Origin of the sequence: Azohydromonas lata, assembly GCF_034427735.1 — a bacterium.
GTDB classification, from domain to species: domain Bacteria; phylum Pseudomonadota; class Gammaproteobacteria; order Burkholderiales; family Burkholderiaceae_C; genus Azohydromonas; species Azohydromonas lata.
The window spans coordinates 1-419 of record NZ_JAXOJX010000218.1 but is presented as its reverse complement, the minus strand read 5'-3'; the positions used below and the strand labels follow the sequence as shown (position 1 = coordinate 419).

The 419-nt window shown below is 68.7% G+C and carries 1 protein-coding gene; it reads right to left on the bottom strand.

Annotated elements, in window-relative coordinates; translation table 11 throughout:
* A partial coding sequence (locus SM757_RS35100) for an NAD(P)(+) transhydrogenase (Re/Si-specific) subunit beta (RefSeq protein ID WP_322468884.1) occupies nucleotides 1-419 on the bottom strand: 419 nt, incomplete at both ends.

Below are 419 nucleotides of genomic sequence, written 5' to 3'. Positions count from 1 at the left end.
ACGAAGGCCAGCGCCAGCATCGCGAAGAACGCCGTCCAGCTCTCGGTGGCCATGAACAGCAGGCCCAGGCCGATGGTGGACAGGCCCAGCACCAGGTTGAGCATGTGCTGGCCCGGGAACACCACCGGCGCGCCCTTGAAGAGGCGGAACTTGTACTTGCCCGAGAGCTTGCCGAAGGCGATGACGGAGCCGGAGAAGGTGATGGCGCCGATGGCCGCCCCCAGGAACAGCTCCAGCCGGTTGCCCGCCGGGATCTCGCCGCCCTTGGCCGTGATGCCGAAGGCCCAGGGCTCGGCCACGGCGGCCACGGCGATGAACACCGCGGCCATGCCGATCATGGAGTGCATGAAGGCCACGAGCTCGGGCATCTTGGTCATCTGCACCCGCTTGGCCATGACGGTGCCGGCGGTGCCGCCGGC